A 24,474-nucleotide genomic window follows, 5' to 3' on the forward strand; every position below is an offset into this window, starting at 1 on the left:
GGTGAACAGAGTGTGACAGGTTTGTGTCAGGACAATTATGTCAGCAAATTTGCTAAAACCGATTGTTAAAGCCAATAATTAAACCCTAGCAATCAGCTTCAGCGGTCAGCTTAGCAGTCAACGTTGGGTCACTTAAACAACCTCGATGGAAAATTTCACCGAGTGTACTCCTGTTGCCTAGGCTGACAGCCGAGCGCTAATCCTAACTACCTATCTTAAAGGTTCCCCATTTCCGATTCACACTGGCACCTTATCCCTCGCGATTGATGAAGGGTAACAAAGCAAGCAAGCGAGCGCGTTTGATGGATTGGGTTAAATCTCGTTGCTGTTTGGCGGTCAATCCGGTGATGCGGCGCGGCAGAATTTTGCCCCGTTCAGTAATGTATTTGCGCAATAGATCGACATCTTTGTAGTCGATAGGCTCACCGGGCTTAATAGGAGAAACGCGACGACGAAAATAAGTCATGGGTTTGGAGTTTAATTCAAGATGAACAATGAAGAATGGTAATGGGTGAAGTGTGGCGATCGGTCAATCAACGATCACGCTATTCAACCTTACTTAATTTCTTTGTGGACTGTGTGCTTATTGCAATGCGGACAAAACTTGCTCAGTTCCAGCCGATTGGTGGTGTTGCGGCGGTTCTTCGTTGTGGTGTAACGCGAAACCCCCGGCGATCGTTTGTCGAGATTCGTGCGGCACTCGGTGCATTCTAACGTAATAATAATGCGGACGCCCTTCTTGCTAGCCATAACTCTATCAGTTCACTTTCGCTCGTGCGTGATAATTAGACACAAATCCCTATTATTTCATAGGATTTCTCAGTTGTGCAAGCAACCTGAAAAATCACGACACTGATGTTTAGGTTTCGCTGTTGTTTTTTCATGTTCTTCTACTATTGTCGATGTTCGCTATGCTGCCTGCCCATCAAGTTGAAGCGCTGATTCTTGATCAGACACCCTGCCTAGATCCACAACAGGATGTAGAATTGCTGGATCTGCTTTCTGCCACTGGGCGCGTCTTGGCTCAATCTATCAGCAGCAAGCTCGATTTTCCCCATTGGGACAACTCCGCTATGGATGGCTACGCGGTTCGCTACACCGATGTTCAAAGTTGCAGCACCGATCGTCCCGTCACGCTAGAAATCATTGAAGAAATTCCAGCAGGCTATTGCCCTCAAAAAACCGTACAACCCGGACAAGCTGCCCGAATTTTGACTGGCTCGATGATGCCTCAAGGAGCCGATACCATCGTCATTCAAGAAGACACTCAGCGCCAAGGCAATCGCGTTACGGTTTTAACAGCACCAACCCCCCAAGCTTTTGTGCGACATCGGGGCGAGTTCTATCGGGCTGGAGCACCGTTGTTAGCTGCCGGAACCCGACTGTTGGCTCCGGATATTGCCGTCTTGGCAGCGGCGCAATGGGTGCAAGTACTGGTGTTTCGTCGGCCCAAAGTGGCAATTCTCTCGACTGGTAGCGAACTGATCTCGCCCGATCGGCCTCTGCAACCTGGTCAGATTGTTGACTCTAACCAATATGCCTTGGCCTCACTGGTAATGAGCGCTGGGGCAGACCCCATTTTGTTGGGGATTGTGCCCGATGATCCCGCTGCAATTCGTCAGGCAATTGTTCAGGCAATCTCCCAAGCAGACATGGTGCTGTCGTCGGGTGGTGTTTCTGTAGGCGATTATGATTACGTCGATCGCATCTTGGCAGACTTAGGAGCCGAAATCCACGTGCGAGCGGTTGCTGTCAAACCTGGTAAACCCCTCACTGTTGCTACTTTTTCCAACCCCCAACCCCCAACCCTCTACTTCGGGCTTCCTGGAAACCCTGTGTCTGCTCTGGTCAGTGTTTGGCGATTTGTTCAGCCCGCGTTGCGCAAATTATCTGGATTGTCTGAAGGCTGGAAGCCCACGTTTGTGAGAGGCATCACCCGCCACGACTTGCGATCAGACGGAAAACGTGAGTCTTATCTGTGGGGACGGGTTGAACCGGGAGAAAATACCTATGAGTTTTCCCTAGCAAGTGGATCGCCTAGTTCTGGCAACTTAATTAATTTGGCTCAAACTAATGCGCTAGCGGTTGTGCCGATCGGGCAAACCCATATTCCAGTCGGAGCACCTGTGCAGTTGTTGCTGATTTAATTGCTCTGTTGGAGGAGAACTGGAGTTCAGACTATGTAGAGATAGCACAGACTGAATAACAGGCTGAGGAGGGATCATGAAACGAAATGATGACCGTTTAAGTAGCAAACAGCGGTCAGAACGCCAGTGAATCAACACATGCCCCGTCTAGCTTCAACTACTGCTGTCGAAACACTCAACAATGGTTTTGTCTATTTTCCTTGCTGAAACTCACGTTACTCTAGCGAATTATCAAAGCTTGTTGCAGAAATGAGAGGAAGCATTGCGAGTGCGATAGCGTTGAAGTAAGGCGGTTCACCTAACTGGGAGGCGTTTTATGGGATTTCAAAAAATCTTGGCGGCGATCGATCATTCTCCCTTAAGCGACTTGGTATTTAATCAAGCGCTAGAATTGGCAAAAGCAAACCAATCCAAGCTCCTACTATTTCATTGCGTCACCGCAGATACGGTTATTCTGTCGCCCTCGTTTGCCGGAGAATTTGGCGTCCCTTCCCGGATCATGAGCCAAGCCTATCAAACGGAAGTGGTACGAATTGATCAGCAAATTCACCACATTCAAGCCCTACTCAAACACTATCGCGAACTGGCCACTCAACAACAGGTCGCTGTAGAAGCTGATTATAAAACCGCTGAACCAGGGCAAGGGCTATGTCAAATGGCTCAGCAGTGGGGAGCCGATTTATTGGTGTTAGGACGACGAGGCCGCAAAGGCTTAACTGAAGCACTGTTAGGAAGTGTCAGCAATTATGTGCTGCATCATGCGCCGTGTGCGGTATTGGTGATTCAAGCCCCCAATGGAGCATCCACTCGTTCTACTAGTTCGCATCCCGAAGCTGTGGCTGGATAGATGGAGAAAGCAGAGTTGGGTTAGAGACCTGTTTAATTTCCCATATCTTCAGCAGAATTAAGTATTCGTAGAACGCTTGCAGGGTACACCAAGCAAAGCCAGCCCGTCCATCGAAGCAACCACCCAAGATGAAATACATGTAGAAAAATCGCACGATCGGTCGTAAAGGTAGCCGCAAAGAGAGATCTTTCAGCGCTCGACGGCGCTCAACTTCGGTGGTTCCAAACAACAACTCCCGCCAGTTCACGCGGCCGGATTCTAGTTGCCGTAGGGTCTCGATCGCCTCATCGGTAGAATAACGATTATGCTTTTCTAACCAGCGGCTCAATCCTTTGCTACAGGTATAGTGCGGGTAGGTTTCGCGCAAAAAGCTGGTGTTGCCCTGACAAACTTCGCGTTCGGTGTGCCCGTAGTCGGTAAACCAAACGTTGCCGTGCCGCAACAGGCGCAATTGGTAGCGAGGATATTGCGTACTGCGGCGAATCCAGGTGCCCATGAACATGACGCGCTCGGCGGCATAATATCCCACATACTCAGTCGATTGAATTGCTTGTGAACACTCTTGAAACAAGGAAGGTGTCATGCGTTCATCCGCTTCCAGGATATAGACCCAATTGTGCTTGGGTGAAACTGCTTCCAACATCCAAGTGCGCTGTTTGCCATGACTTTCAAACTGATGTTGTACGACGCGAATAGGATAGCGCTCGGCCAGTTCGTTGGCAATTTCAATGGTGCGATCGGTACTGAAGGAATCAATCACAACCACATCGTCTGACAGCAAAGCTGATTCAATACAAGCTGCAATATCTAATTCTTCGTTATACGTCAGGATATAAATCGAGAACATAGGCAGAACCAAACCAAGATTAGCAAGTAACTAGCTTGAAGAATCTATTAAAGCTCAGCCCTACGCAAATTTCGCAACCCTAGCCAACCAATGACAATGAAGCCGATTGATAACAGCAGGCTGCTAATTCCTATGCGCAATCCAGCCTTCAGAGCTTGTGATTGAAGTCGTTGTTGGGCCTGTTCTCGACCAATCCCCAGTTGTTGTTGAGCCTGAGCAGTTAGTTGTTCGCGAGTTTGTTGTAAAAACGGTTCAATAGAATTCGGATTTTCTCGAAATTGCCGCACTCGCTGAGCATCTTCTTGGGATAATCGTCCTTGTTGCACAAGCTGATCTAGCTGTTCGTCTGTAGCAGTGACTAATAGATTAATTTGCTGCTGCCGAGATTGAATTTCAGTTTCAATTTGATTACCCAATTGTGTTTCAGTATTGGTGGCGTCTTGGGTAATTTCTTGGGATGAGGCTTGGTAAGCTTGCCGAACGTTATTAAGGTGAAGCGGAAACAAAATCAAAAATAACGCGCCCAAAATACTGGACAGCACCAGCGCCCAGAAGCGCGGCTCTTGCCAAAGATGTTTTCGCTCTGACAACAGCCCAACCGTGCTGTCTATCCAATAGCCAGTCAGAAATAGCACAATGCCGACCAGTGGCACAATGCCTCGATCGACCACTTGCGTCACTACATCAATTTGCCAGTTGCGATCGGTAAACTGATAGGGAATCGAAAGTACCAAGATATCTAGCAAAACAGACAGCGTGATCACAATTCCTACGATTTTTAAGGCACGGGCAGCAAGTGTGGCAATGGGGCGACTACCGGAGGCTTTTTTGGATTGCATGATAAAAACTCTAATCAGTTGCAAGTGCCCCGAATGCAAATTAGCCAATTCACATCGGGACAGTACAAGGGTTTATTAAACACGAAGCGAGGGGAGGTCGATCATGAAGATGCCAGAAAATCGATCACTAAACTCGACTCATTCAATCAGAGATCACCCAATTTTAGGAGAGTTCAACTATAGAATTCCCCGGAAGTTAAAAAAGGCAACAGGCTAACGAATTTCCCAGTCTACTTCTTCTCTATGTCTACATGGTCTACATGGGTCTTAGGGAAAGAATTTCAAATACGATTTGGGGCAGAATGCCTGCTTCTTTCCACTGCTGGTACGAGCCGCGATCGCCCTTCGCTCTATCAAATACCACCATCACAGCCAATACTGTGACGATCGTGTTGCTCCCTTCCACCGGATACCTAATGTCATGAGTGGCAAGCCTTAAAGCGTCATGAAACGCTGACACGAATGCCCGAATTGCGTGCCAATATAATAAGTTGTTTAATATACAGTGCTCTGCAACTGTTGGGGTGTGATTGCTGAATCCTGTATTTTTGCGGATCATGCCTCGACAATCATCCCCGTTCAGGAATAGACTGAAGAATTAATTATTTGTGCATCAGCGGATACAAATTACAAAGAATCTATGCGTAAACTCCTGCCTGCGCCTTCTCAAAATGCTGCTGCGAAACCCTCTCCTCTGCCAGCCCAGCCTGTGTCTACCATCCGAGCTACTGGCGCATTTGCCCTAATCGATAGCCTTCGACGCCATGGGGTTGAACATATTTTTGGTTATCCCGGTGGTGCAATTTTGCCTATTTATGACGAACTGTATCGAGCCGAAGCAGCTGGGTTCGTCAAGCATATCTTAGTACGACACGAGCAAGGAGCAGCGCATGCGGCTGATGGCTATGCTCGGGCAACGGGGCGCGTGGGTGTCTGCTTTGGCACCTCCGGCCCCGGAGCGACCAATTTGGTGACAGGGATTGCTACGGCCCAGATGGACTCAATCCCGATGGTGATCATTACTGGTCAGGTCGGTCGTGCGGCGATCGGCAGTGATGCCTTCCAGGAAACTGACATCTATGGTATTACCTTACCGATTGTGAAGCACTCGTATGTGGTGCGCGATCCGCAGGACATGGCACGAATTGTGGCAGAGGCGTTTCATATTGCCAGTACAGGCCGGCCGGGGCCAGTGTTGATTGATGTGCCTAAGGACGTAGGGCTAGAGACGTTTGATTATGTCCCCGTAGAGCCAGGGTCGGTGAAGCTAACGGGCTATCGTCCCACGGTGAAGGGCAATCCGCGTCAGGTGATTCAAGCGCTGAAGTTGATTCGTCAAGCAAAGCGCCCCTTACTTTATGTGGGAGGAGGAGCGATCGCTTCTGGTGCACATGCGGAAGTGGCAGAGTTGGCAGAGCGATACCAGATTCCGGTCACTACTACGCTGATGGGCATCGGCAGTTTTGATGAGCATCATCCGCTGGCGTTGGGAATGTTGGGAATGCATGGCACAGCCTACGCCAATTTTGCTGTCACTGAATGCGATCTGCTGATTGCGGTGGGTGCCCGATTTGACGATCGCGTCACGGGTAAGCTAGATGAGTTTGCGGCGCGGGCTAAGGTAATTCATATTGACATTGACCCAGCGGAAGTCGGCAAAAACCGCACTCCAGATGTGCCGATTGTGGGCGATGTGCGACAAGTGTTGATCGATTTGCTCAACCGCGATACAGAAGATGGACTCCGTGCAAATCCAGAACAGACCCAGGAATGGCGTCAGCGCATCGATCGCTGGAAACGGGATTATCCACTGATGGTATCAACTTATCCAGATTGTTTGTCGCCGCAAGAAGTGATCGTGGAAGTAGGACGGCAAGCTCCCCATGCCTACTACACTACTGATGTGGGACAACATCAAATGTGGGCGGCGCAGTTCCTGAAAAATGGCCCGCGTCGTTGGATTTCTAGTGCTGGACTGGGAACAATGGGCTATGGAATGCCAGCCGCAATGGGTGCTCAGGTGGCGTTACCCGATGAGCAGGTGATCTGCATCAGCGGCGATGCTAGCTTTCAGATGAACTGTCAAGAGCTTGGAACATTGGCGCAATACGGCATCAATGTCAAGACGGTGATCATCAATAACGGTTGGCAAGGCATGGTGCGGCAGTGGCAGCAGGCGTTTTACGAAGAGCGCTATTCGTCTTCAAATATGCAGCCGGGAATGCCAGATTTTGTGAAGCTCGCAGAGGCGTTTGGCGTCAAAGGAATGATGGTGGAGGATCGGGCTGAACTGTCCGATGCGATCGCCGAGATGCTGGCCCATGATGGCCCGGTGCTGTTAGATGTGCGGGTTAAGCGAGATGAAAACTGCTATCCGATGGTGGCTCCAGGAAAGAGCAACGCTCAGATGGTAGGCTTGCCAAAGCCCCCAGAAGCTGAAGCCTCAGCGGGCCCAATTGTGTGTGCCAGTTGTGGGGCTGAGAATGAGCCAAACAATAAGTTCTGTCCAGAGTGTGGCACGAAGCTCTAGGGATTAGGTGTTAGAAGTTAGGAGTTGGCAGATCAGCGTAATCCTTCCTCCTTTAGGCTTCAACTCCTGAGCGTATCGAACTCTGCTAAGTTGAGGGGAATGGGACAAGCGTTCCGTTCCTTTTTTATTGGCTAATGTGACATCTTTGTTGGCGCAAAACAGTGTATGGAAGCAACATTGCCTTTAACAGTCGGTGATCCGGCTCCTTGGTTCATTCTGCCATCAATCGCCAATTACTCTGCCCATCTTGATACGCTCATGGGCGGTTATCGAGCGGTGTTATTTTTCTTTGGTAGTGCTAAAAACTTCCAGGTCAAAGCTGTCCTCGACGCATTTTTAGCAATGCAGGAGCAGTTCGTTGAGTTAGACATCCCCTTCTTTGGTGTTGGGGTTGATCTGTCTGATCGCTCGTTAGAACAGCATGTCCGACAACCCAGCCACTTTAAATTTATTTGGGATGTGCAGGGAGAAGTCAGTATTCGCTATGGAGTTTGTCAACTCGATCGGGAGGGTCAAATTGCTTATGAGCCAACGACGTTTGTCCTCGATCGCAATCTGCATATTTTGAACATCATCCCGCTAGAGACGCACCGATCGCACGTATCACAGGTTTCAGAGATCCTTCAGCAATTGCCGTCGGTTACGCCACCACAGGTATTTTCGCAACTCGCGCCTGTGCTGATTGTGCCTAATGTCCTTTCTCCTGACTTCTGTCAACATCTCATTAGTCTTTACGAAGCCGCCGGCGGCACGGAATCTGGTTTCCTGAAACAGGAAGGAGATAAAACAGTGTTAATGGTTGATTCAACGGTGAAACGACGACGAGACTTGCTGCTAACAGATGCTGCGTTAGTGGAACAGGTGAATCGGCAAATTTGGCGACGAATTCAACCCGAAATCGAGAAATCTTTCCAATTTCGCATCACGCAGTTTGAACGCTACGTTGTGGCCTGCTACGAAGATACGCAGCAAGGATTCTTTCAGCCTCACCGCGACAATAGGTCCATAGGAACCGCTCACCGTCGCTTCGCCATGACCATAAATCTCAATGCGGGAGAGTATGAAGGTGGTTGTTTAAGGTTCCCTGAATTTGGTGATGCCCTTTATCGTCCTGAGACCGGTAGCGCGATCGTATTTTCCTGTTCCTTGTTGCACGAAGCCACCCCTGTCACCCAAGGACGACGATTTGCCTTGCTCTCATTCTTCTACAATGACGCGGATGCAAAATTGCGCCAACAAACTCAACCGCACGTGGTCCGGGAAGCCAATGCTGTTGCTGAGATTGTGAAGCATCGCACTTCCAAGCCTCCCCACAGATCACGAGGATTTCAGCCAAAGCCCCCGCGTTAGTGACGCATTGATTGATTGGCAACTAGCGTTCTCGCACTTTGCCATTTGCTGGACTAACTCCCTGAGTATTTGCTGGATGAACATAAACAGGCAGCACTACACTAAAAATAGACCCTTCTCCCAGTTTGCTTTTGACCGAAACAGAACCACCGCTGCGCAGCAAGAGTTGTTGAACGATCGACAACCCCAGTCCGGCTCCGCTGGTATCTTCACCTGTGCCTCGCACGCGATAAAAGCGATCGAAAATTTTGGGGATGTCGGCTTGGGCAATCCCTACCCCTGTATCGCGAAACTCAATTTGGATCGAGTCTCCCTGCTGCTTTGCCCGCACCCAAACCTGCCCTCCACTTTGAGTAAATTTGATACTGTTGTGCAGTAAGTTGATCACAATCTGCCGCAACCATTGATTAACACAAGACACGGGTGGTAATTCTTCCGGAATCATGTAGCCCAACCGCACTCCCTTCTCCTGAGCTAAGGGTTGATAGGTGCTGACTACGCCCGGCACAATGTCAGCTAACCGCAGAGGTTCCATCGGCATTTGCGCGATGGAGTTTTCCAGTTGAACCAACTCTAAAACACCAGTAATCAAAGAGCTTTGACGATCGCATTCTTGACTAATCATGTCCATATACCGCTGCCGCTGTGGCGGCTTAATATGCGGAGAAGATAACAGTGACAGTGCAGTCTTCATGGTGGTCAACGGAGTTCGCAGTTCTTGTCCAACTGTTTGCACAAATTCATCTTTTAGCCGTAGGGCAGTCAGGAGGTCTTCGTTCTGCTGGCGTAATATGGCGGCTTGTTCGGCGTGCTTTCGGTGTGACAAGCTATTGCGCCAAACTTCTTCTTGACGCTGCACTTGCTTAGTGAATAAATGTGCTAATATCAGTGGACTTAAGGTTGTTGCAACGCCTTGAGCGAGTAGATCGTCCCAATTGACTAAGATAGGCTCGATCGCAGCGGATGAATGGGCAAGCTGTCCCACACAAATAGCTTGATTGATACCTTGTAAAACTCGTTGTAGCAACGACGGCTCAAACGAACATACTCCCAACAGGGGATGTTTGTGTTCTAGGTTCTCTTCTAGTAACTGATTTTGCTTACTGGGCAGCGGTAACGATATCTCTGGCGGTGCACTGTCCGAGCGCGGGCGTCCTGTTCGAGGACGATGTCCCAACACCAAACCGCAGAAGTGAGCAGACGCCACCAATAGAAAAAATTCTCGTTTGAGTTGGCTTTCGGCTGCCAGTGAGATGGTGTGAATTGTGGAATTAGACGTAGGTGCAGGCTCTTTTTCGGGGATCAAGGCCAAAGGCTGAGGAGAAACGGCTGAATACAACCAATCGGCACTCAATTCTCTCCGTGAGTGCAACCCAGATTTTTCTGAACAATCGCGGTTACCATTAGTTCCATTTAAAGCGCTGTGTAGCTGATTGGGTTGAGACTCTTGATGAGTCTGTAAGTTGTAAATTGTGTACGGCGCCACCGCCGATCGATGTAACCGTTCCAATTCTGCTTGCCAAATCTCGCCTTTAGGCAACTTCAGCCAAACTGTAGCAGGAATTTGCTGCTCGATTAGAAGATCAATCACCGTGCTAATCAGTGATTTGAATGTAGTTGGGCTAATTTGTAAGGGTTGTGGCTGTGGCTCAGAACTAATAGCGAGTTCATACAGCGATACATCTAGGGGAGAAGATGAGGTCATAGATCCCAAAAAATAAGATGGGGTGGAGCTTAGCGAAAACAGGCAGCCAAAGAAGTGACAATGGCTGTATCATATGGCTTTTAAACTCGCTAAAAACCATTAAAACCACTGCCACTAACCTACTCACAAGAACTGAAAGGGTCATAGGTAATGAACCTTTTCAAGCAACTGGCTCAATGAACCAAACGCGATCAAAGCATAAACAACATCAGACTCAACCAAACTTCAACTAAACTTCAAACAGTCAACGAGGATTGGGTACAGCTTCTGGCTAGGATGCCATCAAACTCCAGCGAAGCGTTCATCTCTGTATACTTTAATCCGTAAAACTGAGTTTTTGATTCGCCTGGTTTCTAATGGAATTCTTTTGTCTTAATTTGCAAGGAAAGTAGCTTCAGATCGGAGCAAAAAGCTTGCTATAAGAGCCATTGAGACGAAAACTAATTTTATTAAAAATTCTTAAATCATGCTAATTCGTTATCAGTAATTTTACGGGGGTGTTGAATCTAGCTCCTCGATCGCCGCTGCAATTTGTTGAGATACAAACGGCAGAACTTTCTCATTGGCACTGTGGGCTGCTCCTTCGGTAAAAACGACTAGAAGATAAGGCCGGCGATCGGGCAATTCAATATAGGCAGCGTCATGGCGAACTTGGCTGGTATGCCCCGCTTTCGACCAAAGTTGAGCCGTAGGTGGCAAGCCACCACCTAAAAAGCCAACCACCTGATTTTCTGGATCAGCGGCTAACGCATGCGGATCGAGATTACGTTTCATCAATGCCATCATTGCTTGCGATCGAAGTGAAGACACCGCCACTCCGCCCACAATGCTATGTAATAACCGAGCAACGGCATTGGTAGTGAGCTTGTTGCGATTGGTCAATCCCTCTCCTAGGAAGGCTCGCTCGCGTCCATAAGCTCCATCACACCAAGTTTTTTGGTTGACGTTGATGCTCTCTAGTTCAGACCAACCCAGCGATTGGAAATAGCGGTTAACAATATTACGTTGCGATTTCCAGGTTTCAAATGGACCTGCCGATAATTCGGGCCCACTGGTGGTTCCGGTTAGGATATCCACAACTAGACTGGTGGCATCGTTGCTAGAATGCACAATCATATCGCGCACGGCTCGATCGAGTTCAGTTGAGGGTTGAATCATGCCTTTGTCTAACCATTCATGAACAGCGACCAAGTAGAACAGTTTGACCACACTGGCAGGATAAATTTGCTCAACGCCTCGGTAGGTGAATCCGCGCACAGAATACTTCCAAAATTCTTCTGGGGTTAAGGCTCCACCTGTGTTAACCGGAACTGGCGTATCGTAAACGATCCAGGTTAGAGCAATTTGAGTTTGTGCCAGTTTGGGAAATTCAGCCCATGTTGCTTCCAAAATTCGATCGCCCAATCGATCGAGTTGTTCATCGCGGCGGAAGAATGGCATGGATCAACCTCAAAAAGATGCTGTTTTTGGAACAAACAAGGGTGGTTTGAATTATAAGAGGAGATAAAAGTAGTGGTTTGAATTGGCAAAGGTAGGATTTGGCAATCGTGGTTTCTATGTCTGAGCTTCAAGCAGCACTCGATACGAATCAAAGGGTAGAGTATCAGTGTCAATCCAACATTAATCTATATGATTCAGCCACGCTTACAGGCTTAGTCACGCAAGCGGTTACAGGGCGACAGTTGACGGTATTACCCCTACCGCCTGAATATGAAGGAAAAGTGCGTGGGACTGGTATTCGCGTTCGGCTGTGTGAAGACGATTATACAGGGTGGTTGCCCGTTGAAGATTTAGATTTAATTGACGTAGCAGAGGCTCCTTACCAGCCAATTGTATTGTCTGAGTCCGAGATCCAGGCGCGGCTACCTCAGGTGATTGCCTACGCGCACATGGCAATGGCTCAGCCTAATCATTATTTGTGGGGGGGAACTGTTGGCCCCAATTATGATTGCTCTGGGTTAATGCAGACAGCCTTTGCCGCGGCAGGCATTTGGCTGCCTAGAGACTCCTATCAACAGGAGGCATTCACCCTGACGATCGCCATGACCGACCTGCAACCCGGTGACTTGATTTTCTTTGGCACACCAGAACGAACGAATCATGTCGGGCTATATCTAGGTGATGACTGCTATATCCACAGTTCTGGACGAGATAAAGGCCGTAATGGCATCGGCATCGATCGACTGACAGAAACCGAGGATGAAATCAGCTGCGCCTACTATCGCTTGCTGAAAGGGGCAGGACGAGTGGTCACTAGCTACCAACCAACCGGCAGCAGTCTTTCTGAAACGGGTCTTACCTGAAACGTGAAAAGATAACCAAAGAATCAGAAAGGGCACCGACGACTGACCGTGTTTCGTCTCGGTGCCCTCACTGGTTCGCTCCTCACACATGCAATACAATAGCAAACTTTACTGGAGTTTGTCACCAGATTGAAGAAAAGATTACATTGGTGTGACAAATTATCTTTTTTCAAACTATAAACAATCTTAATGACAATAGCATCGCATTTGACTATTAGTTTGACTATTACATCTGACTATTACAACTGATGCAATTTCATAGTTCGATTGGTGCTCTTAGGCACAGCCAATCTTCGAGCAGCCAACGCAGTAGTGCTTGAGTCAACAGTACTAAACCTAGCCGTACTTGTGCTAAAGAACGATCGGATTTCGCTGTGGCAAAAATAGAGCAATGAGCATAGAAAGTTTGAAAATCCTGGCTGAGGCACTGAGCCATTCGCCAAATTCGAGCGGCCGACGGGGAAGGAGTGACAAATAGTTCGTCGAGAATATTCACCATTTGCGAGATCAAGCGGCGCTCCGCAGGGTGATGACAGCGGAACTGGCGATCGACATACCAAGGAATGAAATCTGGCTCAGCTATTCGCCAAACCGCAGTTTGAGCCGGATCTGAATCCAGGTGCAGGAGGTTAGTGGATTCTCCTAATCGCAACAATCCGCAACAACGAGCATGAGTATACAAAACTTCAAAACTGCTGGTAGAATGGCGAAGTTCATAATTCTGGGTCAAGGGCTGTTTGCCGTCGCTTAATGCTTCTAGTGCATCTAGTTGATCAGGTTGTTGACTAATACCTGGATGTTTACATAGAAGTAACCACTCACTTAACATCTGGAGCCATGCTGCTAGTTCCTGATCGCTAAATTGGAAATGAATCCATCCCGATGTAGTCGATTGAATGACTGCATTGTGCCAAATGTCATGTAGAAGCGGTACTGGAATGTCTCTACTATCTGCTTGGGTGCTTTGAATCAGGTCATCAACTAGCTGGGTAGCAATACATATGGCTGCTTCTGGCGAAGCGGCTAGTTTCAATGCAATGGCTGAACGGTAGCAAATCTGGTCAGTTTGCTGCATCCGAATCAGGGGAATGTCATTGCCCTCCTCAGCTTGTAAAGAAACGTTCGATTGATCAGCAAATTCTAAGGTTGATCTAGACGAAGTTGGTTTTTTGTAGTCATGAAGGATTTTTTGTAGCCTATTGACTAGTATTGACTTAAAGGCAGGAGATACGATATTAGACAGAGGCATTCTTCCAGAATCTCCCTTGGGCTTTCTCAGCAATCTCGACCACAGATTTAGGGCTTTACCAAGTTGGCGATCGATCGCTTCTCGAAACTTCTTTTAAAGTTGAGACGAAGTAAAAGATTGTAAAGGTAAAGGAGATGTTAGAAAAAATATATAAGTTGACGTGTAAGATGAGTAACTCCGTAGTTCTCTCTGATTCGTTAAGAAAATAGCAAGATAAGCTGGTTCTAGCCAATTGAATTGCTTCGGTCTAGGGAGTTAAATCAACTTTACTCCTGTATATCTGTATTATCCTCAGTTCAGAGCACCCCATCTCTACTGACTTCTTAGTAGCTCCCCTGTATGTTTTCAGTGCCTACACAACCCGAAACTGCTCGACCTTTTCTAACCTGGCAACGGATTTTGGATTGGGCGCAAGACCATTATCGCTGCCGTACCTTCAACAAAGATGAAAAGATCCCAGCCCGCGCTGGGTTACTTTATCTGGTTCAGAAAGGGGCGGTCCGCCTCGTTGGAGAAGCTCAAGTAAGTGCCACTGCAAGTTCGTCTCGCGTCCCTCGAATCAATTCAGAAGAAGCCTTTTTAGGATTTGTAGGGGCTGGACAACCGTTTGAGATTGTGGCGCAATCGCCTTTCACCTTGCAAAGTTTTGCACATGTCGATCAAACGGCTGTGATTTGGCTCTATTGGCACGATCTTGACAATTGGCCTCACTTCCGCCGCGAAGTTCTTGATGCATTTCGCTATCAGCATCAGCGCAAGCTACTGTGGCTGAGTACCTTGGGGCAGCGTCGTACGATCGATCGGCTGCTGGGCTTTTTGACGCTGCTGATTGAGGAATTTGGCGAACCCTGTGAAGAAGGCTATTGCTTACCCTGGGCTTTAACTCATGCGCAAATTGGTAGTGCTATTGGATCGACCCGCGTGACGGTGACTCGGTTAATGGGTAAGCTGCGCCAGAAAGGATTAATTCGTACCTATGGCGATAACTTACTTTGTTTGCCTGCCGAAGCGGTCTCTCGAAATCAAGAGTCGAGTTGATGGCTGCTTGTTGTTAGTCTTGGTTAAGTCTAGTAATCTTGGTAAGTCTAGTCATCTTGCTGCTCTATGACGTGCGCTCATTGACGAAGTTTGATGAGGAGTCACCGGACTGGGACAAAATCAAAACCATATCCAGAGCGAGTGCCAGGTTGGATTACCGTTAGTTGCATGGGTTGGTTGCGATCGCCCGATGACAAAAACCGTACCATGCCTGTTGCACCTTCTACTTCGAAGCTTGGATCAGACAGGGCTTGCCGCAGTCCTTCACGGGTTGGGTTTTGCCGCAGTCCTTCAATTAATACAGCCGCTGCATCATAGGCCATAGCTGTACGCCAGTTGACATCGCCTCCCCAGAGTGACTGTGACGATTGCACAAATGGAGATTGGAGGTTAGACGAGATGATCCACGGGACGGCTACCACCATGCCTTCTGCATCAGCTTGCCCAACTTCCAGCACTCGGGGATTGTAGAGACTGTCGCCTCCGAGTAAGGGCAGTTGACGGTTGTTGGCTCGAATCACCTGGAGGGCTTGATCCAGTGTGGGTGTGTTGGTGGTTAAAACCAGAGCTTGGGCACCTCGTTGGGCTGCCTGTGTCAAGCTACGATCGGCATTAAACGAAGCATCCGACACGTCTACTTCCTCAACCACCTGTCCTCCACCTGTCGTCAATGCCGTCGTAAATTGGTTTTTTAGCGAGGTGCTGTAGTCGCTCCCGGCATTGTAATAGACGACGGCTGCCTGTTCGCCCGTTTCATCGAGTAAATAGCTAGCTAGGGCGGTGGCGGTGAAGCGATCGCTGGGTACGGTGCGAAAGGTGTAGTTGCCTTGTCCAGATAGCTGCACAGAGGTGCTGGTGGGCGAGATCATCACGAGTCCTTGCTGGTTGTAAATTTCTGCCCCGGCTAATGTAGCTTCGCTGCCAAAGTGCCCCACCACACCCAACACTGACTCATTCTGCACCAAAGACTCCGCCACTTGTCGCACGGTCTCCACATTGTTGTCGTCGCTGATAATTAATACCCGTAAAGGCACACCATTAATGCCTCCTTGTTGATTCACCTCCTCTTGAGCTTGGGCCACACCACGCAAAATTTCTAGGGCTGGCTCGATCGATGTAGCTAAAGGAACCGATACCGCGATCGTATACGCTGGTTGTTCGGCAATGCGGGCATTGTTGAGATACACCAACGCCTCTGGATCATTGCGTGTTTCGCGAAGTGACGCCTCGAACGCCCGCACCGCTTCGTTATAGTTCTGATTAGCGATCGCAGTCACTCCTGCTTCCTTGTCGCGGGAAGCCGTTTGAGTGAGCAGCCGTTCGCCCGTACTAAAACGATCCTGAAGGGTAGCCGGAATTCTGGCTTCTGTCCCATTCGACTGTGTAATGTCAGGAAGTGGGTTGATATTTAAACGTCGTCCCAACCACCACAGTCCTCCTCCAATCAGCGCAAGCGTGATGAGCAGAGATAATAGCAGAACCGGGGTTTCGTTTTTCTGAGACATTTTTGAGTGTGTGGAGATGCCAATCGATTGAGACGCCAGATTGAGACGCTTATTTCCCAAATCATCTTTCCCAAATTATCGCCTACAGCAACCGAGAGAGAAGGTTATATATTAAGCGAAATACAATAGCAACCACGATCGCTGCTAACCCAACAAAGGCTCCCACCAAGAGAATCGCAATCACTTTACTGCCCAAAGTGGTAATGATCGCTGGAGGTATGGCTTGATTCAGCGGTGCTACAAAGGTGACGATCGCGAAGGTGGCAACAGCAATGATCACTAGATCAACCCGCTCAATCCAACGGCGATTCTGGGCTAGAATCATGCCCCCTGTAATGCCCGCTAAAATTAGCCAAAAACTTGGCGTTAAACTCGTGCCTAACAGACTCAGCAGAGCCAGCGCCACTAAACCTCCCTCAAATCCGGTGAAGGCGGCTCCTCCCAGGAATTCTACTAAGCTGAAGCGAGACCGGGGTTGGATAGCTGGGGGGTGGGGTGTGGGGAGCGGAGATGGGGAATTAGGGGATGGGGATTGGGGGGTGGAGGGCGAAATTGGCGGGTTGACCGATCGGGGTGGAGTTTGCGGAGGGAAGGGGACTGTAGGCGGAATCGGCGGTGGCGGGGGAATTTTAGCGGGTGGAGCAGTTAGGGCATCTAGTACCTGCTCAGCCGATTGAAAGCGTTGATTGGGGGCGGCTAACAAGAGCCGATCGAGAATAGCGCCTAGGCGATCGCTGACTTGAATATGGGAACGCCATTGAAAGCTATTGCTGAGGGGATCAAACAAATCAGGGGGTTGTTTACCTGTCAGCAGGGTGATGCAAGTAACAGCCAGCGCATATAAATCAGTGGCAGGATAGACCACACTGCCAGCTACCTGTTCTGGGGGAGCGTATCCTTTGGAATAAATACCTGTCGATCGCCGCGCTTTCGGTTCGATAACAGATGTGGTTACTTGCTTAACGGCTCCAAAATCTAGGAGATAATAACGACCATCGCGATGACGCATGATATTGGAGGGTTTAATATCGCGGTGAATTGAGCCGTTTTCATGCACAAATTTCAGAACTTTGAGGATTTCTGTTAGCAACTCCGTTACTTCGGCTTCTGAAAACACCCGCTTTTGCTCCAGCAAGTCCTCCATATTCAGCCCATCAATGAATTCTTGCACTAGATAGAAAAACCGCTCGGTTTCACCAGGTGTGCGGCTGGGAACATCGAGTTCAAAAAAAGCTAGTAGGTTAGGAATTTGAGGATGGCGCGTTCCCAAGCTTTCAAGCACTTCGGCTTCCCGTTCAAACAGCCGTTGAGCTATTTCTAATTGGCTGGGAGTGAGGTTTCCGGCCGGTTGAAACTGTTTGACGACACACTGACGCATCATCGGCGTGTAGCGATCGCGAGCTAAAAATGCAGCCCCAAATCCTCCTCGCCCCAACAATCTCAGCGGCATATACCGCCCCACTAGAATTTGCGGCATCCCACAGGCTGTACAAAATTTTTGCGGCACCGCCTTAAGCTTGGCACTGTCATCTAAATCCGAAAAGCGATTAAGGGGACGGGGACAGGTGGGACGGGTGCAATAAAGTTCCATGAGTATTGCGACTATTTTCCGCCAGGATGGAAGGGAGTAGCCTCCAACGAACGGGATTCTACTGAATTAATGACCGATTTGTCAGCAGGATCGGTGTCAGAATGAAGCGGCGGGGAATAGGTGGAAAATTGCGGTAAAACTTCGCTCATAAAGGCATCAGCCGCCTTAGAACGATAGCGGTTGGGGTTGATGATGACAGAAAGCGTGCGGTTGACCACAACGCCTTCGATCTTCGCGCGATATAGCACCCCCATTTGTAACTCTTTCTCGATCGCAGAAATCGAGACGAAGGCGGCTCCCAAGCCAGCCTGTACCGCATTTTTAATGGCTTCAATCGTATTAAGCTCCATCTCAATCTTCAGTCGCCGGGTTTCAATGCCACAGCGCGTTAGCACTTGGTCAATTACCTTACGAATCGTAGATTGCGAATCGAGCGCAATAAATTGCAACTTGTACAAATCGTCCCGTTCCACTTGCGCGTTGCGCGTAAAGGGATGGAACATTGGCAGAATCAATGCAAGTTCGTCCTCAGCATAGGGAATAACTTCTAAAGAATCTTGTAGCTCCGGAGGAATTTCACCACCAATAATGGCTAAATCAATTTGCCCATTCGCGACACTCCAGGCGGTGCGACGAGTCGAGTGGACATGCAGTTGAACGGCCACTTCTGGATACTTCTGCCGAAACAAGCCCAACATCCTTGGCAGCAAATAGGTTCCGGTGGTTTGGCTAGCTCCCACAATGAGTGTGCCGCCCTGTAGGTTTTGGAGGTCTTCAATGGCTCGACAGGTTTCCTGGCACAGGCTCAAGATCCGATCGCCATAACTAAGCAGTAGATGTCCTGCTTCGGTAAGTTGTGCTCGTCGCCCCCCCCGATCAAACAACGGAACGTCTAGTTGACGCTCCAGGTTCTGCACTTGTAGGCTGACAGCGGGTTGGGACACATAGAGGCTATCGGCAGCACGCTTAAAGCTTCCCTCGGCGGCAATGGCTTTAAGGATGCGTAACTGATCCAGAGTGAAAGGAAGATCAGACATAGCTGCTATATCGAAAGGAGAAAGAGCCTGGGAATCAACATGATAGATAAAACTATCCAAGATGAGCGCATCACTGCCGAAAAATTGACTGAGCAGTACTTCTAAGCCTTAGCCTAGAAGCACTGCCCAAAACGGCATTGTCCATAAAGACGACTGAGTCAATTTTTGAAGCGTTTTAAACGCTGGCGAGATATGGACAGAAAATCATACAACTTGAACTATGGAGAATCATAATTGATCGGTAGATTCTAGGTCGAGAGAAGATCAGAAAACTCGATGCTTTCCTCTTGGATTTTCTAGCGATCGTTGTTAAACTCCCTTCTCTATGCTGGCATATATTGTGGCCAGCATATATTGTGATGCAAAACATAGTGCAGTGCGAAATATCACAAGGCAATACGGGAAAACTAGGGAATCAGAAAGACAGCCTCCCCTCTGCGCTAAATCCTTGTAGCAAAGTAGGCTAACTAGTCAGCTATGCCAGTTGGTCTCCACAGCAGTTGACGGGGGATTGAGGGGAGCCAAGCCGCGAATTCGACTCTTCACGTAAAGATTTCAGTTGAAACATTGACAAGTGTCACTCAATGTCTAATGCGCACCCTTTAAAGATGAATGTTACCTAATTTTTAAGAGATCTTGGAGCAGTATGAAGCGAGAAATCGTCCAAAATTTTCTGAATTTACCAGGAATTGCAGGACTCGCTCTTATGGGGAAACGATCGCGCCCCTATTTTTATGGAGTCGATCGCGCATTGAATTTCCAGCAGAAAGAAGTCCTAACTCAGGGGGTTCAGCAAATTATTGATACGACTCCCGCTAATTTTGAGACATTTGAGTTTCAGTTCAGTAGTCACCAAGTTTACCTCTATAAACTAGATGCCGGAACGAGCCTACTAGTTGTAACAACTAATTGCTTAACCGACATCTATGCGCCGATCGTGCAACAACTAAAGCAAGAGCTACAGCAAGATATGAGCACGACTCTGACCACCTTTCGGTTATTAGCAGGCAATCATACTTTATCCGGAGAAAACTATTGGAAACCGTCAAATGCAAGAACGAGCCATTCGGCAGCAACCTCGGCTGAACAGATAGACGCTGAACCTCGTTCCTCTCAAACAACTACTTCTGAGGCAGTAGGGCCGCAAATCCGCTGGCAAGAGATGATAGGTGCAATGAATGCACTGAGTCTATTCACGGCTCAATATTTGGGGACTGTCGTTGTGGCAAATTATTGGAAAACGACTCAACCTGAGTTGGAATGGCTCCAGGGTGCCATTACCATTGAGCGATCGGCTCAACTCGTTTATCGACCCAATTCGGACTTAACCGGATCTAGCTTGCTGACTCCTGTTCAACAAGAAACCCTACAAACCTGGGTGGCTGCATTTATCGATCGGTGTACTAAAGTAATTCGGGATTTCCCAAAAACGGTTCGTCAAAGGGTATTAGACACTCAACAAAAACAACTGCTGTTTCGGGAATAAAACTCATCTTTGGAGACAAATGCATGGCCAAGTTAATTCGCCTAGAGCCGATCGCCCAAGAAACGTCTGTGGAGACGAACGGCAATCTATTATCGGTACTCATTAGCCAAGACTTAGATGTTCTGAAAGAATGTGGTGGGCGCGGTATGTGCGCCACTTGCCATGTTTACGTGAAAGCCGGAATGGATGCGCTTTCACAGGTTAACCGTCGAGAACAACGGACGCTAGAAGTGATTACATCTTGTAAGCCCAATTCTCGACTGGCTTGTCAAGCCCGCGTATTGGGAGACGGAGTGGTGGTGGAATTGCCGCCTGGTATGTACATTAACTCGATCCAAGACATTGAAGCCCTAATTGGACGACGGGCTGAGCAACATCTTCTTCATCCACTCACAGGACAAGTACTAGTAGAGCAAGGCAAGCTAATTACGCGATCGATGATGAAACAGATTGAAAATACCACCAGTTTTAACCTTCGCTCCTTCTTCTCAAACAGTAGTGATGTTTAGAGAAGAAATAATGAGAACTACTGCTGCTCAAAGGTAGTACAAAAAGCCAGTACGATTTGTGTACTTGATAGCGATTGAGCTTTTATCCATATAGAAATAATCATGAAGCAAGCAACATCCAGAACGTAAATACTCGCTTCCATTTCAATAAAGAATTCTTAAAAACCGTAAAGACAAGATAAGTTTTGGCTGGTTAAAACATTGATGTTAGAACTATCCTGTTGTTTGGGGAATACTGAACGAAAGTTTGCTATCAGTTGAACGCTTATGTTAAGCCAACTTGATCGTTTGAAGTTTGAGGTGGATGGTCGCTATGCCACGGATGCTGAATTGCAATTTCTTGTCGATTATGTTCAATCGTTCCACTTACGATCGCAGACCTATATCAAGCTTCAAGAGTTGGAGGCTATCTTGGTGCAACAGGCTTATGAAAAAATACGATCGGATAATCCAGCCTTGTTCAATTACAAAAACGCAGATATTGGCGCTAAGTGGAAACAAGACACACTTCGAGTTCTACGCTATACGGCTGTTGCTGTGTTGATGAATGACCCCGATACTTTCAAAGAGCGGTTCTTGCTGTGGTTTCAAACCATCATGAAAGCGTTTGGCGCTCAACAAACTTGCGATGTGACCTATCAAGTTTTACAAACACTAGTTAAGCAACATTTTTCTTTACCTCAATCCCAGTTGATTTGCCCAATTCTAGAACTCACTCGTCAAACACTTGGAGCTAAAAGCTAGCTACGCAAGCGATAGTCAAAAGCTTGAGAATATCAACATTTCACTGATTAAAGCTGAGATGGTTATTGGTAGATAAGTTGCACATTACTGCACATTGTTGAATTTTACGCATCAAAGGTGATTGTTTAATTGCAAGTTATTAAGAACGAAGCAAACCCTGAATGGCTATAGTGGTGCATCCAATGTCGTTTGGTTTAAGTGTTGCAAGTTTTTAAGATTTAAGACCTTGTGTTGCAGTTGTTTTAAATCAGTAAATGATGCTTTCAATTAAAGTCGAATTGAACTTTTTTAGATTTGTTGTTTGTTTTCGCGTTGCTTAGAATTTATAAAGCATAGAGATCGCTGCTGTATGGTGACTATACCAGAACATTCAAACCCTGCTAAACGTAAGAATCCTAAGAAGCATAATCACTACGGCTTCCAAGATTTTTTTCAGTTTGATTCAAATCAAGGCACGATTATTGATTGGAATGGTAGTCAAAATGCCTTGATGACTGAGGATTTTATTATTGGGCTCGTGCAAGGATTAGAAGAGGAAGTTGGAGATGCTTCTGCGGCCACCATGTACACCATCGGATGTGAGTGGGGGCAAAAGGATGCTTTTTTCTTTGAAAAATGGTTTGAAAAAGAATTCGATCGTCCGATTCGCCAAACCAATTTGCTGTTTTTGTTAGAAACTTGGTGGTGGCCATTCACCTCTCAAGGGTGGGGACGTTGGGAGGTAGATATGGGCGATCGTAAGCAAGGGTTCATGTTTATTAATATCTTTGACTCGGCAGTGGCACGAACACTGGGGGATGTCGGTAAACCTGTATGTTTTCTCTATGCAGGGCTGTTTGCTGGCTTTTTTACAGAACTGGTGAAAAAACGATTGAGTTGTATTGAAATTCAGTGCTACTCCATGGGTGAGACCTACTGCAAATTTCTATTGGGTGGGCAAGATCGAATTGATGCGGCAGCGTTTTGGTTAAATGAAGGGGCAACCGCCAAAGACATCGAGAAACGCTTGCGGTCTGGAGATGTACTGAGATGACAGAAACAATGCTGCCTCGCATGAACGGATCACCGTTCCATTCTGCTCCCAATTGGATGCGGCAAAACGTCCAACAGTTCTTTTGCAATTTTAACTGGGATGATACTTCTCCTAGGATTCAGGCATGGATTCAAACCACGACAACGGATGAACAACCGCTTAGCCTCACGCTGAAGGTCAAGCAATTTTTTGAGATGGTGAATTGGGACGGAGGTGCGATCGGCGTAGTTGGACAATTTCAAGTCTCCCAACCTGAAACGGTTTCACCTCCATCTTCGCTGTTCACGCTAGATGACTTCTCAGAGTTGTTTTAGTCATTCAGTTAGTTCATATCCAGATCGAGTCAAATCACCTGCATCTTTCGTTCCTCAATTGCGTTTCAACCTATGCACCCACAGATTCAAGAGATCTTTGATGATGCCGAAAATCGCTACCTCAAACCCGAGGAGTTGAAATTGCTTGCACAATATGTTGACTCGCTGCCAGAGCGGATCGACCTTTACCGCACCTTACGCGATCGAGAACTTGAAATTATGCAGTGGGTTGTAGATCAGCTTCAAGCACAGTTTCCTCAAGAGCCGCAGGAAACGATTGAGCGCAGTATCAAAACTGCATTACTTATGTTGCGCTACTGTAGCATGGGCATGTTACTCAATGATGAAACATTAGTTCAGAAGCGGTTTTTGAGTTGGGTAAGCCAAAGCGTTAAGATCTACAATACTGAGAAAATTGATACTTCCCTCTATCAACTACTCAATCAACAGCTTCAAAGGATGCTAGGGGTGCAACAAATGAAATTTCTAAGTCCGATGTTAACTGCTACACAAACTGCACTGCTGTCAGCCGAGCCAAGTAATGAACTTGCAATCGGCTGGTAGAGAAGAGTTTGGGGGTTAGCGATTGGGAATTGGAAATCCATAAATACCACTTTCCTGATTTACCTTTTCCTTTCACCTAACCCCTACTCCCCAACGCCCAACGCCTAACCTCTACTCCCTCACCCCTAACTATGACTTCTGTTGCCGATCTCCTCACTAATGATCGCCTTCCAGGTAACTATTTTGCTGTTGATGCTTATGTGCGCGGCGACCTGGAAATGGGACTGCTGGAAAATCGCCAAGGCGATCGCTTAATTGCTTTGTCGGAAACGTTCATTCAAGCAATTTATTCGGGGCTTGACAAAGAAACAGGTCAGGCTGCCCGATTAGTATTGTTCAACTGTGGTCGATGGTGGGGGAAAAGTTTTTACACCCGCTTCTGCGAACAGTTGTCTGAGTATTACGAGATGGCGATCGCTGAGATGCCGATGCTCGAATTCCTGCAAGCGCTTCAACAATGCTGGATTACCCATGGTTGGGGGAAGGTAGATCTCGATCAAACCTATCAACATCGAGGGTTTCTGGTGATCAACTCCTGGAATTCTCCATTCGCTAAACACGCACCCCAATGGGACTATCCAGCGTGCTACCTGGAAGCAGGTGTCTTAGCTTCATTCTTTAGTCAGTTGACAGGTCGCGATCTTCACTGTGTCCAAACCACCTGTGAATCGTTAGGCGCAGACTGCAATCGCTTTATCCTTGGTTTACCTCAGCGTCTAGAACGAGTCGAGACAATGGTGCCAAATTCAGATCATGATGCTATTCTGCGTCAACTCTGTCATTAACTACCTCAATAATCCCTCAATAAAATCATTGCCTCATAAATTACATCAACG

24 protein-coding genes are annotated in these 24,474 nt (G+C 47.7%); 13 read left to right on the forward strand and 11 right to left on the reverse strand.

Annotation, left to right across the window (positions count from 1 at the left end):
- Window positions 1-250: 250 nt before the first annotated feature.
- Window positions 251-466, reverse strand: coding sequence for a 30S ribosomal protein S18 (rpsR, locus tag OXH18_RS15755; RefSeq protein ID WP_268608054.1), 216 nt, complete (start codon window positions 464-466; stop codon window positions 251-253).
- Window positions 467-555: 89 nt separating this feature from the next.
- Window positions 556-750 (reverse strand): 50S ribosomal protein L33, encoded by a 195-nt coding sequence (gene rpmG, locus OXH18_RS15760; protein WP_268608055.1) that lies wholly within the window; start codon window positions 748-750, stop codon window positions 556-558.
- Between the two features lie 161 nt (window positions 751-911).
- Between rpmG and OXH18_RS15765 the strand changes: the two genes are divergently transcribed.
- On the forward strand, window positions 912-2,147 hold the full coding sequence (locus OXH18_RS15765) for a molybdopterin molybdotransferase MoeA (RefSeq protein WP_268608056.1): 1,236 nt from the start codon (window positions 912-914) through the stop codon (window positions 2,145-2,147).
- 316 nt (window positions 2,148-2,463) lie between these two features.
- On the forward strand, window positions 2,464-2,994 hold the full coding sequence (locus tag OXH18_RS15770; RefSeq protein ID WP_268608057.1) for a universal stress protein: 531 nt from the start codon (window positions 2,464-2,466) through the stop codon (window positions 2,992-2,994).
- On the opposite strand, the gene OXH18_RS15775 is transcribed toward OXH18_RS15770, so the two are convergent.
- The 3 genes from OXH18_RS15775 to OXH18_RS25360 form a co-directional block, all read right to left on the reverse strand.
- Window positions 2,963-3,841 (reverse strand): glycosyltransferase family 2 protein, encoded by an 879-nt coding sequence (locus tag OXH18_RS15775; protein WP_268608058.1) that lies wholly within the window; start codon window positions 3,839-3,841, stop codon window positions 2,963-2,965. The genes OXH18_RS15770 and OXH18_RS15775 overlap by 32 nt on opposite strands.
- 47 nt (window positions 3,842-3,888) lie before the next feature.
- A complete protein-coding gene (gene hpsJ-B, locus OXH18_RS15780; RefSeq protein ID WP_268608059.1) occupies window positions 3,889-4,680 on the reverse strand; it encodes a hormogonium polysaccharide biosynthesis protein HpsJ in 792 nt (263 codons plus the stop codon).
- A 256-nt stretch (window positions 4,681-4,936) separates the two neighbouring features.
- On the reverse strand, window positions 4,937-5,140 hold the full coding sequence (locus tag OXH18_RS25360) for a hypothetical protein (RefSeq protein ID WP_315874596.1): 204 nt from the start codon (window positions 5,138-5,140) through the stop codon (window positions 4,937-4,939).
- A 180-nt stretch (window positions 5,141-5,320) separates the two neighbouring features.
- Between OXH18_RS25360 and ilvB the strand changes: the two genes are divergently transcribed.
- Window positions 5,321-7,210, forward strand: coding sequence for a biosynthetic-type acetolactate synthase large subunit (ilvB, locus tag OXH18_RS15790; RefSeq protein WP_268608060.1), 1,890 nt, complete (start codon window positions 5,321-5,323; stop codon window positions 7,208-7,210).
- 165 nt (window positions 7,211-7,375) lie between these two features.
- Window positions 7,376-8,560 (forward strand): redoxin domain-containing protein, encoded by a 1,185-nt coding sequence (locus OXH18_RS15795; protein ID WP_268608061.1) that lies wholly within the window; start codon window positions 7,376-7,378, stop codon window positions 8,558-8,560.
- A gap of 22 nt (window positions 8,561-8,582) precedes the next feature.
- On the opposite strand, the gene OXH18_RS15800 is transcribed toward OXH18_RS15795, so the two are convergent.
- On the reverse strand, window positions 8,583-10,265 hold the full coding sequence (locus OXH18_RS15800) for a DICT sensory domain-containing protein (RefSeq protein WP_268608062.1): 1,683 nt from the start codon (window positions 10,263-10,265) through the stop codon (window positions 8,583-8,585).
- A gap of 489 nt (window positions 10,266-10,754) precedes the next feature.
- Complete coding sequence (locus tag OXH18_RS15805; protein ID WP_268608063.1) at window positions 10,755-11,705, reverse strand: serine hydrolase; 951 nt, start codon at window positions 11,703-11,705, stop codon at window positions 10,755-10,757.
- Between the two features lie 116 nt (window positions 11,706-11,821).
- Between OXH18_RS15805 and OXH18_RS15810 the strand changes: the two genes are divergently transcribed.
- Window positions 11,822-12,568: a C40 family peptidase gene (locus OXH18_RS15810; protein WP_268608064.1), complete on the forward strand. Its 747-nt coding sequence runs from the start codon at window positions 11,822-11,824 to the stop codon at window positions 12,566-12,568.
- 256 nt (window positions 12,569-12,824) lie between these two features.
- Here OXH18_RS15810 and OXH18_RS15815 read toward each other — a convergent pair whose 3' ends face one another.
- The gene (locus tag OXH18_RS15815; RefSeq protein ID WP_268608065.1) at window positions 12,825-13,817 is read right to left on the reverse strand and encodes a DALR anticodon-binding domain-containing protein; all 993 of its coding nucleotides are present in this window, start codon (window positions 13,815-13,817) and stop codon (window positions 12,825-12,827) included.
- Between the two features lie 339 nt (window positions 13,818-14,156).
- Here OXH18_RS15815 and OXH18_RS15820 point away from each other — a divergent pair, with 339 nt between their 5' ends.
- On the forward strand, window positions 14,157-14,855 hold the full coding sequence (locus OXH18_RS15820) for a Crp/Fnr family transcriptional regulator (RefSeq protein ID WP_268608066.1): 699 nt from the start codon (window positions 14,157-14,159) through the stop codon (window positions 14,853-14,855).
- Between the two features lie 101 nt (window positions 14,856-14,956).
- On the opposite strand, the gene OXH18_RS15825 is transcribed toward OXH18_RS15820, so the two are convergent.
- The 3 genes from OXH18_RS15825 to OXH18_RS15835 form a co-directional block, all read right to left on the reverse strand.
- The gene (locus OXH18_RS15825) at window positions 14,957-16,360 is read right to left on the reverse strand and encodes an ABC transporter substrate-binding protein (protein WP_268608067.1); all 1,404 of its coding nucleotides are present in this window, start codon (window positions 16,358-16,360) and stop codon (window positions 14,957-14,959) included.
- An 82-nt stretch (window positions 16,361-16,442) separates the two neighbouring features.
- A complete protein-coding gene (locus OXH18_RS15830) occupies window positions 16,443-17,951 on the reverse strand; it encodes a serine/threonine-protein kinase (RefSeq protein WP_268608068.1) in 1,509 nt (502 codons plus the stop codon).
- Window positions 17,952-17,962: 11 nt separating this feature from the next.
- Complete coding sequence (locus OXH18_RS15835) at window positions 17,963-18,988, reverse strand: LysR family transcriptional regulator (protein ID WP_268608069.1); 1,026 nt, start codon at window positions 18,986-18,988, stop codon at window positions 17,963-17,965.
- Window positions 18,989-19,634: 646 nt separating this feature from the next.
- On the opposite strand from OXH18_RS15835, the gene OXH18_RS15840 reads away from it, so the two are divergent.
- The 7 genes from OXH18_RS15840 to OXH18_RS15870 all read left to right on the forward strand — a co-directional run bounded on the left by OXH18_RS15840 (window position 19,635) and on the right by OXH18_RS15870 (window position 24,423).
- The gene (locus OXH18_RS15840) at window positions 19,635-20,474 is read left to right on the forward strand and encodes a hypothetical protein (RefSeq protein WP_268608070.1); all 840 of its coding nucleotides are present in this window, start codon (window positions 19,635-19,637) and stop codon (window positions 20,472-20,474) included.
- A 23-nt stretch (window positions 20,475-20,497) separates the two neighbouring features.
- The gene (locus tag OXH18_RS15845) at window positions 20,498-20,983 is read left to right on the forward strand and encodes a 2Fe-2S iron-sulfur cluster-binding protein (RefSeq protein ID WP_268608071.1); all 486 of its coding nucleotides are present in this window, start codon (window positions 20,498-20,500) and stop codon (window positions 20,981-20,983) included.
- Between the two features lie 267 nt (window positions 20,984-21,250).
- Window positions 21,251-21,727: a globin family protein gene (locus tag OXH18_RS15850; protein WP_268608072.1), complete on the forward strand. Its 477-nt coding sequence runs from the start codon at window positions 21,251-21,253 to the stop codon at window positions 21,725-21,727.
- Between the two features lie 349 nt (window positions 21,728-22,076).
- Window positions 22,077-22,760, forward strand: a complete 684-nt coding sequence (locus tag OXH18_RS15855) for a V4R domain-containing protein (protein ID WP_268608073.1) — start codon at window positions 22,077-22,079, stop codon at window positions 22,758-22,760.
- Complete coding sequence (locus OXH18_RS15860; protein ID WP_268608074.1) at window positions 22,757-23,074, forward strand: hypothetical protein; 318 nt, start codon at window positions 22,757-22,759, stop codon at window positions 23,072-23,074. Before OXH18_RS15855 ends, OXH18_RS15860 begins: the two co-directional genes overlap by 4 nt.
- A 72-nt stretch (window positions 23,075-23,146) precedes the next feature.
- Window positions 23,147-23,638, forward strand: coding sequence for a globin family protein (locus tag OXH18_RS15865; protein ID WP_268608075.1), 492 nt, complete (start codon window positions 23,147-23,149; stop codon window positions 23,636-23,638).
- A gap of 131 nt (window positions 23,639-23,769) precedes the next feature.
- Complete coding sequence (locus OXH18_RS15870) at window positions 23,770-24,423, forward strand: V4R domain-containing protein (protein WP_268608076.1); 654 nt, start codon at window positions 23,770-23,772, stop codon at window positions 24,421-24,423.
- Window positions 24,424-24,474: the final 51 nt, after the last annotated feature.

It is taken from the genome of Thermocoleostomius sinensis A174, from assembly GCF_026802175.1.
GTDB lineage: Bacteria > Cyanobacteriota > Cyanobacteriia > Elainellales > Elainellaceae > Thermocoleostomius > Thermocoleostomius sinensis.